The sequence below is a fragment of the Rhodospirillales bacterium genome, assembly GCA_023898765.1.
In the GTDB taxonomy this organism is placed as follows: domain Bacteria; phylum Pseudomonadota; class Alphaproteobacteria; order Micavibrionales; family Micavibrionaceae.
The window spans coordinates 616953-627250 of record CP060238.1 but is presented as its reverse complement, the minus strand read 5'-3'; the positions used below and the strand labels follow the sequence as shown (position 1 = coordinate 627250).

General features: G+C 49.5%; 11 protein-coding genes. 6 read left to right on the top strand and 5 right to left on the bottom strand.

From position 1 onward, the window contains the following. Nucleotides 1–729, bottom strand: coding sequence for a hypothetical protein (locus H6853_03005; protein USO04252.1), 729 nt, complete (start codon nucleotides 727–729; stop codon nucleotides 1–3). A 156-nt stretch (nucleotides 730–885) separates the two neighbouring features. On the opposite strand from H6853_03005, the gene H6853_03000 reads away from it, so the two are divergent. Beyond that, nucleotides 886–1107: a hypothetical protein gene (locus tag H6853_03000; protein ID USO04251.1), complete on the top strand. Its 222-nt coding sequence runs from the start codon at nucleotides 886–888 to the stop codon at nucleotides 1105–1107. On the opposite strand, the gene H6853_02995 is transcribed toward H6853_03000, so the two are convergent. Then, nucleotides 1104–1997 carry a 4-hydroxybenzoate octaprenyltransferase gene (locus tag H6853_02995; GenBank protein ID USO04250.1) on the bottom strand — a complete coding sequence of 298 codons (894 nt, stop codon included), beginning with the start codon at nucleotides 1995–1997 and terminating at the stop codon, nucleotides 1104–1106. The two genes, H6853_03000 and H6853_02995, sit on opposite strands and share 4 nt — an antisense overlap. Before the next feature lie 15 nt (nucleotides 1998–2012). Between H6853_02995 and H6853_02990 the strand changes: the two genes are divergently transcribed. Further along, nucleotides 2013–2768, top strand: coding sequence for a 16S rRNA (uracil(1498)-N(3))-methyltransferase (locus H6853_02990; protein USO04585.1), 756 nt, complete (start codon nucleotides 2013–2015; stop codon nucleotides 2766–2768). Between the two features lie 10 nt (nucleotides 2769–2778). Continuing rightward, a complete protein-coding gene (locus H6853_02985; GenBank protein ID USO04249.1) occupies nucleotides 2779–4305 on the top strand; it encodes a pyridoxal-phosphate dependent enzyme in 1527 nt (508 codons plus the stop codon). 5 nt (nucleotides 4306–4310) lie between these two features. Here the strand turns inward: H6853_02985 and H6853_02980 are convergent, their stop codons facing one another. Next, nucleotides 4311–5168, bottom strand: a complete 858-nt coding sequence (locus H6853_02980; protein USO04248.1) for a prephenate dehydratase — start codon at nucleotides 5166–5168, stop codon at nucleotides 4311–4313. A gap of 331 nt (nucleotides 5169–5499) precedes the next feature. Between H6853_02980 and H6853_02975 the strand changes: the two genes are divergently transcribed. After that, the gene (locus tag H6853_02975; GenBank protein ID USO04584.1) at nucleotides 5500–5889 is read left to right on the top strand and encodes a cytochrome c family protein; all 390 of its coding nucleotides are present in this window, start codon (nucleotides 5500–5502) and stop codon (nucleotides 5887–5889) included. A 13-nt stretch (nucleotides 5890–5902) separates the two neighbouring features. Here the strand turns inward: H6853_02975 and H6853_02970 are convergent, their stop codons facing one another. Both H6853_02970 and H6853_02965 read right to left on the bottom strand, forming a co-directional pair. Continuing rightward, nucleotides 5903–6352 carry a DNA polymerase III subunit chi gene (locus H6853_02970; GenBank protein ID USO04247.1) on the bottom strand — a complete coding sequence of 150 codons (450 nt, stop codon included), beginning with the start codon at nucleotides 6350–6352 and terminating at the stop codon, nucleotides 5903–5905. Beyond that, the gene (locus tag H6853_02965) at nucleotides 6349–7836 is read right to left on the bottom strand and encodes a leucyl aminopeptidase (protein USO04246.1); all 1488 of its coding nucleotides are present in this window, start codon (nucleotides 7834–7836) and stop codon (nucleotides 6349–6351) included. Before H6853_02965 ends, H6853_02970 begins: the two co-directional genes overlap by 4 nt. An 84-nt stretch (nucleotides 7837–7920) precedes the next feature. Between H6853_02965 and lptF the strand changes: the two genes are divergently transcribed. Beyond that, complete coding sequence (lptF, locus tag H6853_02960; protein USO04245.1) at nucleotides 7921–9063, top strand: LPS export ABC transporter permease LptF; 1143 nt, start codon at nucleotides 7921–7923, stop codon at nucleotides 9061–9063. Next, nucleotides 9060–10163, top strand: a complete 1104-nt coding sequence (gene lptG / locus H6853_02955) for an LPS export ABC transporter permease LptG (protein USO04244.1) — start codon at nucleotides 9060–9062, stop codon at nucleotides 10161–10163. The genes lptF and lptG overlap by 4 nt, the downstream gene beginning before the upstream one ends. Nucleotides 10164–10298 lie beyond the last annotated feature (135 nt).

Sequence of the window (10298 nt, the reverse complement as noted above, 5' to 3'; positions counted from 1 at the left end):
TTACGGGCACGGCCATGCACGAGCGTAGTTGTTGGAAATATTAACAATCTCTTGTGCAGTAAAACCAATATATTTCTTAAGTTCAGGATCATGCCAACTCGCGACGAGCGTTCCTTTTTCTTTCATCTCCTTTGCTGTCTGCCAGAACTTTTTCATTCTTTCCAGATCTGGCTCTTTTTTATCTTGCGGCCATGCCTCGTTGAATGTCTTGGTAAGAGAAGAAAAGTGAGTGTCTTGAGAGTGAGGTAATTGCAGCATAGCGGATTCAATTTTTCCGGTTTCTGAAATCCATTTGATAGCCCCGCTATCAATGACAATGGACATGCCATCAGGTAGAACCCCTGTGTTTTTTTGATAGCAATCATGGAAGTCTATTCCGTCTTCATATAGGGTTTGAGCCAATTCCTGAGTGGATTCCTTTGAAGCGGGGACTCTGACGCCCGGCAAAATATCTATATGCGTATCTCCGTAATGTCTATGCGCAACGGGTTTAATGACACGAAAATGTTGAATGTAAGGCGCATCATCTTCTCGTATATGACGAACGCGAAGGATAAGAGCCGTTTCTTTAAGAGGCACAAACAAACCCGTTTCAGATGTTTCAAAGAACTCCCATTTCTCTGGGAGTGGCATGCACATACGATTAAAAAAATCAGCCATATGCGTTCCGTGAGAACGATCTCTATAAATCCTACTTATGTACTCTTTTAAGCTAATCTCATTAAGCATGCTTATATCCTGAAACTTTCCGGAACTTTTAACATTTGTTTGCATTATGTCAATAAAATTTGTGTTCGGGACAATAATATCCCTCTTGCATCCCCCCTTGACCTTCTTTTCTTTTTAAATGATAATGATTATCATTATAATATAAGGAACCAGACAATGCCGCTCGTAAACAGAACTCTCCGTTTTTTATCCGGCAGCTTCGAAAAGGCAGAAAACGGAATAAAACCGGCTTTACATGATAAAAACACCCGGGGAGAGACCGGCGGCGATGACGGCGCGCCTTCCCTGGAAAGGGAAAAATGCAGCGAAGAAGCGCAATCCGCCATTACCTATGGAGAATGGGTCTGTCTGGCTGAACACCACCACCATCACCATTAGATCATGAAAAACCCAAGCAAAACGAGCAGTCCGAGATACTGGTTGGATTTGAAAATACGTAAAGAACTGGCAGGATCATTCATATCCCAGCGGTAAAGCTGCCAGAAAAAATGCGCCCCGGCAGGCACCAGAAAATGGACGATATAACTTCCCGGCGCCGCCGCCCAACCGGCCGCACAAAGCAGGATCCAGCAAGAAATAAAAAACCCCGCCACCCAGATTTTGCTGCGGGAACCGAAAAGAAGCGCCGTGGATTTGACCCCTACAACCGCGTCGTCTTCCCTGTCCTGATGGGCATAGATCGTGTCATAGCCCAGTGTCCAGAAAATACTGGCCGCATATAGCAAAAGAGCCGGAAGCCGGAGATCGTCCGTAACGGCCGCCCATCCCATCAAGGCCCCAAAATTAAAGGTCAGCCCTAAAAAAGCCTGCGGCCAGAACGTAATACGTTTCATATAAGGATAGATGACGATCAACGTTATGGAGAACAATCCAAGCAGAATGCATGTCGGCGGCATCTGCAGCAAAATCGCAAGTCCGAGAGCCAAAAGAACAACCAGAAAGACAAGGGCTTGTTTAACGCTGACCGCGCCGGACGCCAAAGGCCGCAAACGCGTGCGCGCCACCTTTTTATCCAGATTTCGGTCCCAGAGATCATTGATAATGCAGCCGGCCCCGCGCATCACAATGGCCCCCGCCCAAAACAACCCCATCAGAATAAGTGTGGAAATATCAGGGCCGCCACTCGCCAAAACAATGGCCCACCAACCGGGCAATAAAAGGAGCCACCATCCAATGGGCCGGTCCAGCCGCATCAAAAGCGCATAAGGCCGCCAGGATTGCGGCAACGCCGTAACCCAACCTTTGGATTTGATATCGGTGTGGCTCATGCTATTCCTTATCCCATGATAGAAAGCGAAACATTTAAATTTCCGCGTCTTTGCGTGGACGCGGAGCTGGGAGAAGGGAAAAACGTGATGCTGGCCCCCCAACAAGCCCATTATTTCAGAACCGTTTTACGGCGGCAAGATGGCGATCCCGTCCGACTTTTTAACGGACGAGACGGCGAATGGCTGGGCCATTTGCAAAACCTGTCGAAAAAGGCCGGAGACGTGACGCTTGAAAAAAGACTTAGAAACCAGCCGCAAAAGCCCCAAAGGGTGCATCTTTCCTTTGCCCCGATTAAAAAACACCGCATGGACTGGCTGATTGAAAAGGCAGTGGAACTCGGCGCAACAGATTTTCACCCCGTCCTGACCCAAAATACGGAAACACGCAAAATCAACGAAGAGCGGATGCAAAAACAAATTTTCGAAGCCGCCGAACAATGTGAACGGCTCGAAATTCCTGCCTTGCACCCCTTGGAAACACTGGAACTGTTTCTGCAAAACTGGCCTGAAAACGTACCGGTTCTAGCCTGTCTTGAGCGTTTCGACGCACCCCCCCTTTCCAACGGGATGTCTAAACACACAGATATCTGTCTTTTAATCGGCCCCGAAGGCGGATTTACATCCGAAGAAAAGGAAAAAATTTCCGAAAAAGCCGTTCCCGTGTCTCTCGGAGAGACAATCCTGCGCTGCGAAACCGCAGCAATCAAGGCGCTTATCCTGACGGAAAATAGTCTGCAAAGTCCCCTCGACTTTCATGAAAAGGACGGTTAAAAACACTCCTATGATTGAAAAGCTTGAAGACCAACTTTTTGAAGAAATATTACGGGCCCGTACACGGGTTTATCGTGTAGGAAACCGCACGCCGTTACAGGAAATCAGTAATGACGAAAAAAATTATCAGATTTTTATCAAGCGCGAAGATCTGGGGCCTATCAACGCCTATAAATGGCGCGGAGCATATAACGCCGTCCTGATCCACCATGAACAGACAGGCTGTCAAACGGTTGTGGCAGCCTCGGCTGGAAATCATGCGCAGGGTGTGGCCCTCGCAGCGAGAGAACTTGGCCTGACCTCTAAAATTTTTATGCCCGAATCCACCCCGATGATGAAACAAAAATCCGTGAAACGTCACGGCGGGGACACGACGGAAATCATCCTGATCGGCGACACATACAACGAAGCGGGAAAAGCCGCAAAAGCATACTGCGAAAAGCACAAATACACATACATACACCCTTTCGACGACCTCTATACCATTGCGGGACAGGCCACGATCGCGGATGAAATCATGCTCTCGGGAAAAGGCCCTTTTGATTATGCCTTTGTCCAGATCGGGGGAGGCGGAATGGCGGCCGCCGTTTCCAGCTGGCTGAAAATCCACAATCCGGACATTAAAATCATCGGTGTCGAAGGGGTGGATCAGGCCTGCATGAAAGCTTCGATTGAAGCCGGAAAACCTGTCACCCTGGAGAATGTGGACACATTTTGCGATGGAACGGCTGTCACACGCCCGGGTGATCTGACCTTCGATATTTGCCGGAAATATATTGACGCGTACATCACCGTTACGAATGAAGAAGTCTCCGCCGCAATTGCGCGTATGTGGGAAGCCTCCCGCGTTATCCCGGAACCTGCCGGCGCGATGGGCCTCGCCGGAGTCATCCAGTTTGCGGAAAACAATCCCGATGAAGTTCAGGACAAAAAAATGCTGTCTATCCTGTGCGGCGCCAATATGGATTTCAGCAAGCTTTCCCTGATTGCAAGCCGCAGCGCCATCGGCGCGCACCGTCATTACCTCCGTTTTCACCTGAACGAAGAAAAAGGAGGGCTGCTCAACCTGCTGGATAAACATTTTAAAGACGTAAATGTTTCTGAATTCCTCTATGGCAAGGTCGACGAAAAAGAGGCATGGCCCATCATCGCGCTGGAAGCCACGCCGGCACACTTTGCCACGCTTAAAAATGTTTTAAACAAAAGCGGAACGGAATTCGAAGATGTTACCATGGCGCCGGACGTCCGCTACCGGATCATTAATTACAATCCCGCCCTGTTCAAAGCCCCTCTTTTGATGCACGTTCATTTCCCGGAACGCAAAAGCGCCTTACGCGATTTTCTCCGCAACGTATCGGGAATCGCCAATGTCTGTTACTTCAACTACGCCTATTCCGGGGAAGCTATCGGCCGCGCCCTCATGGGATTTGAATTTGAAAGTCAGGAACAACAGAAAGAGTTTGAAAAGATCGTTCAAAACAGTCTGGTCACCTGCCGCCCGGTTGACGAATCCACCGCAGCACGCATCCTTCAGTAAACCGCTTACATTCCTTCCTGGCTTAAAAGTTTTTTTCGGAATCTGTGAGCCGGATAGGTGCCTAAAATCGTCACGTCTTCCGCAAAAAAGCCAAGCTCTTCCATGGCTAACTGGAAAGAACGGTCCTCAGGGTGCCCGACAACATCGACATAAAACTGGGCTGCCTGAAAATTTTCATCCACATAAGATTCCAGCTTTACCATATTGATGCTGTTTGTCGCAAAACCGCCAAGAGATTTATAAAGGGAAGCGGGAATATTACGTACACGAAAAATAAAACTGGTCAGGCAGTCTTCCGCTTCGCTATGCAAAGGAACGCGGGCTTCACGGGCCAAAACAAGGAAACGCGTGGTATTATGATCCGCATCCTGTACGTCTTTTTTCAAGACGTCCAGCCCATAGATTCTGGCGGCCAGTTCCGAAGCAATGGCCCCGTGGGCCTTCTCCCCCTTTCTGGAAATTTCTTCGGCCGCGCCGGCCGTATCGGCATGGACCTGCGGCTTTAACCCCAGTTCCTTGATAATCTTCCGGCACTGGGGCAACGCGTGAATATGGCTGTGAACATGCGTTAAGTCTTCTATCTTTGCCCCTTTAATTCCCAGAAGGGAATGTTCAATAGGCTGAAAATGCTCTCCGATAATATAAAGCCCGCTCTTGGGCATCAGATGGTGGACATCGGCCACCCGCCCGGCAAGTGTATTATCGACCGGAATCATGGCCAACTCCGCGTCCCCACCCTGAACAGCGGAAAATGCATCGTCGAAAGTCTCGCAAGGCATCGTTTCCCAATCCGGGAAAACACTGCGGCAGGCCATATCCGAATAGGCACCGGAAAATCCTTGAAATGCAATTATATTGCCCATTATTTTTCCTTTATACTCTCGACAGTTTCAACGTTCATAGTATATTCTCCGGCTTAGGAATAAAACGCAAGGTCATTCATTAAGAAAGAAAAGGGTGAGGTTTCTCATGAGCGCTATAAAATTCGGTAAGTTTCTGGTTGCGGTGTTGATTGCCGGAGGAGTTGCCTACACAGCGGGCTTCGTTGCAAACCTGATGGTTCAGCCGGAAGCCTTGAAGCAAAACGCTTTTAAAATCGAAGTTGTCGAAACAGCCCAGGCTGCAGAAGAGATAGCCCCCCCGGAAGCAAAAGAAGAGACAAAAACGTCAGAAGCGGTAGAAACGGAGGAAGTAATGGTTGCTGAAGCAACCGAAACACCCGAACCTGCCGTAGAAGAAGGAGCCCCTTCTTTAGGAGAGATGATCGCCAATGCAGATGTAGCCAAGGGCGAAAAGAAAGCAAAAGCCTGCGCCGCATGCCATACGTTTGATAAAGGCGGCAAGAACGGTGTCGGACCCAACCTTTCGGGAATCGTGGGCCGTAAAAAAGAAAGCGCCCCGGGCTTTGCGTATTCAGGGTCCCTGAAAGCCAATGGCGGCGATACATGGACGGAAGAACAGCTCTATGCCTTTTTGGAAAAGCCTAAAAAATACGCTCCGGGAACCAAAATGACGTTCGCCGGACTAAAGAAAGACGAAGACCGGGCGGCTGTGATTGCATGGCTGAAAAAACAGTCCAACTGACCCTTTCCTGCTTTCAGGCTTTTTGTTCCCAGCTGCCGCCGTCTGTCTGTTGCCAGTAGGTAACGTCAAAGCCCGAGTCTTTGTAGGCTTTCCAGCGCTTGCGGGCGGCTCTAACGGCTGCCTCATCGTTGCCGTTGAGCATTTCGCAGCATAAATCGAATTTATCTATATCTTGATGCACCGCCTCACCGGTTAAAACCAGAACCTGGGCGCCGTTCGGGTTTTCATCCTTATCCGTTAAAAAAACAGGCTGATCTTCAGCATGCCCGTCTTTTTTGTTCCCATGAGGCAGGAAACTCTCCGGCCTGTATGTCCAGAGAAAATCGTTCATTCTCCGGACGTCTTCTTCATCCGTGAGTTTTACAAGAGCGCGACGATCGCTTTCCAGTACCTTAGAGAGAATCTTCGGCAAAGCCTGATCGAGGCTCTGAACGCTTAAATGATAAAAACGTATTTCCGTCATGATTCGTAGTGATCCGCCACCAGCCGGTTCAAGACACGTACGCCATAGGTACCTGCTTTATCACTGCCGCGCAGGGCTTCGGCGGCAATGTCCAGATGCGCCCAGACCTGCCCTTTTTCAATAAAATGCTCTAAAAAGCCCGCAGCGCTGCAAGCCCCGCCCCAGCGGCTGCCTCCCATATTTTTAAGATCGGCAATTTTACTTTCGACTTCCTTGCGATAGCTTTCATCCAGCGGCATCCGCCAAAATTTTTCGCCTGTGTCCTGACTTGCCTTCTCTATCTGGTTCCAAAGCTTTTCATCATTCACGAAAGCGCCGTAATATTCATATCCCAGCGCCACCACAATGGCGCCGGTGAGCGTCGCCATATCAATCACAAAGCGGGGCTTATATTTGCGCTGTACGTATGTCAGCGCATCGGCCAGAACAAGACGCCCTTCTGCATCCGTGTTCTGAATTTCAATGGTTTTGCCGGAGAGGGACTTAATAATGTCATCCGGCCTGTACGCATTATGAGAGGGCATATTTTCAGCCAGAGCGACAACAGCCACGACATTTGCCTTCGCTTTGCGCAACGCCAATGTTTTCATAAGGCCGACAATGCCTGCCGAACCGCCCATATCCTTTTTCATGTTTGTCATGCCCTCGCCGGACTTAATGGAAAGCCCGCCGGAATCGAAGGTGATGCCTTTCCCCACAAAAGCAAGCGGAAGGGCCGCCTTTTTGCCTTTACCTGTCCCCACGCCGTTCCAGCGCATAACAACAACGCAAGGCGGACGCTCGGATCCTTGTCCCACAGCCAGATGCGCTCCAAAACCCAGTTGCTTCATTTTCCCGGCATCCAGAACCTCGATTTTAATCCCGAGGGGGCCAAGTTCTTTACGGATGATTTTAGCGTAGCTGGCAGGATAGAGCGTGTTGGGCGGCTCATTGGCCAGATCATGGGCAAGGAAAATACCCTCTGCCGTGGCGCTGTGCCCTTTATAAAGATTTGCCGCCGCTTTATGTCCATCCAGAATAAGGTCGATCTCCCTGACCACAGAAGACTTATCCTGTCCCTTATTTTCTGACTTGTATTTGTCGAAACTGTAGGAAGCAAGCTTCATGCCCAGCGCAAGGCTTGCCGCGCCCTCCTTTCCAGCCCCCGCAAACAGGGTAACACGCTCCGCCCCCGCGTCTTTCAGGGCCGCAAAGAGTTCTTTCCCCAGCTTTTCGCAAGCCCGCGCATCAAGCTTTTCAGGACTTCCCGCTCCAAGCAGCATAACAAACCGGAATTTTTCTCCCTTGCCGGGTGTCAGGGAAAGGACCTGTCCGTTTTTGGCTTTAAAAGCCCGGTGATTTTTCAACGTCTGCGTAACAAGCCCCTGCGTTGCCTTGCTTAACGCCTTGACCGCCGTATCGGGCCTGTTTTTTTCAAAGACAAGAATTACGGCCGTCTCGGATGCGGCCCTGGGTGTTTTTGCAAAAGATATTTTAAGAGTCATGATATTTGGCCTGTTTATACAGTTTGTCTATGCAGCTTGATTCCAATATAAGTGTTTTTACAGGAACAGCACCATAGAGAATCCATGGTTTTTGACAGATATCTTTTAAAAAGCCTTATCATTGCAACCGTTTTTACGGCCCTGACGCTTGCCATGATTATTTTGCTGACCCAGTCTTTACGGTTTCTGGAGCTCATCATTGATTCCGGCGCCTCGGGAAGCGTTTTCTGGGTTTTGACGGCGCTGGCCCTCCCGCGCTTTTTTGAAGTCATCCTGCCTCTGGCTTTGGTCATTTCCACCATCTTCATATACAACCGGATGAATATGGATAGCGAACTCATTGTAATGCGGGCGTCCGGCCTGTCTCCCATGCATCTCGCCCGTCCGGCCCTTGTTGTTGCAACCGTCGTGACAATTATCCTGCTCGGAATCACAACATGGCTCGCCCCCGTGTCCCTGGCAGGAATGAACCAGATGCGCCAGGTGATCAAGGCTCAGTATTCAACCCTTCTTTTTCGGGAGGGCGTTTTCAACACGATCGGAAAAAACACGACGGTGTATATTCGCCACCGGACAAAAGAAGGCGAGATCGAGGGAATTTTGGTCTATGACAGCCGCCCCGAGCTTAAAAATCCGGTGACAATCCTTGCCAAACGCGGTGTCATCGTAACCACGGACGAAGGGCAGCAGGTTCTAGTTTACGACGGCTCCCGGCAGGATTTTGACCCCAAAACAGGCGCGCTCGGCCGTCTGGATTTCGAGCGCTATACGATCGACCTGCCTGATAGTGCGGGAGCCGTGCGGCAGCGCTGGCAAGAACCCAATGAACGAACCTTTGCAGAGCTTTTGACTCCGAATACAAACATAAAAAGGGACATGGAAAACAAACATAATTTTCTTATTGAAGCTCACCGCCGCATTGTCAGCCCCTTTCTGGCACTGTCTTTTACGATTCTCGCTCTTGTCTGCCTGCTTTTGGGACCGACCAACCGCCGGGGACAAACCCGCCGGATCATTTTAGCAGTTGCAGGGGTCATCCTTATACAAGGGCTTTATCTTGGCACTTATAATCTGGCTGTTAAAAATATATGGGGGCTGGGTTTAATGTACCTCCTTGTGTTCGGGCCCATGCTCGGTGGACTGTTTCTCTTAAGCGGCTTTAGCGAAAATCTGCGCCAAAAAATCCTCTACCCAAGAAAAGTAACCATGAATTCGGGGACAGTATGAAACAGTTCTTTCCTTCAACGTTAAGCCGCTACCTGGCAAGGATATATACGGTTAATTTTTGCGGCCTTTTGCTTGTCCTTCTGGGCATTATTTACTTATTCGACACCGTTGAGCTTTTGCGTCGCGGAACAAAGCACGAAGACATTTCCCTTTTTTTGATTTTCCAGATGGGGCTTTATAAACTGCCCGAAGTCGGCCAGATGGTATTGCCGTTTGCGGTCCTGTTCAGCGCCATTTTAACGTTCTGGCACCTGACCCGGAGACATGAACTGGTCGTTGTACGGGCGGCAGGCCTTTCCGTCTGGCAGTTTTTAGGCCCTATAATCGGGGTGGGGCTTCTTATCGGTGTTTTACAAATTACAGTTATAAACCCCCTCGGAGCCCTTTCTCTGGCCCGTTTTGAAAGTCTTGAAAGTTCCTATCTCAAACGTCAGGAAAGCCTGGTTAGCCTTTCCCAGCAAGGACTTTGGCTCCGCCAGTCTACGGAAGGGGACGGATACGTGATTTTGCACGCTTCCGGCGTGAAGATGCCCGAATGGGTCCTGCAAAATACAATCTCCCTGTTTTTTAGCAATCAGGACACTTTTTTACGGCGGATTGATGCCAAGGAAGCTGTTTTGGCGCCGGGAGAGTGGAAATTCCGCCATGCCACAGTCAATGCCCCTCACAATTTACCCGAAGAGGCGGACCTGATTTCGCTCGCGACAAACCTGACAGCGCAGGAAATCGAAGACAGTTTTGCGTCAGCGGAAACCATCCCTTTTTGGCGATTAAGAGCATTTATCAGCACAATGGAAGCGACAGGATTCAATGCCACAAGTCTCAAAATCCACTTCCAAAGACTTCTGGCCCAGCCATTGATGTTTGCGGCCATGATTTTGCTGGCCGCCTCGGTATCGCTACGACCGCCGAGACTTCGCGGCACGGCCATGCTCGTGATTATTGGTGTTGTTATCGGATTTATCGTCTTCTTTATTTCAAGCTTTTTGCAGGCTTTAGGCGCTTCAGGGCAATTGCCGCCTGTTTTGGCGGCCTGGTCTCCGCCAGCGATCTGTTTTCTTCTAGGGGTCGGGGCCATGATGACCCTTGAAGACGGCTAAGTTTTTTTGTGTGAGGTTTGACTTTGGTTAATTTTACTGTTGACCTGCAACCCTTTCCGAAGCAATTATTGTAGGATGCTCTGAAAATCTTTATTTTTCAGAATGTTATGAATCGAATAAAAAGTTAAAATTTTA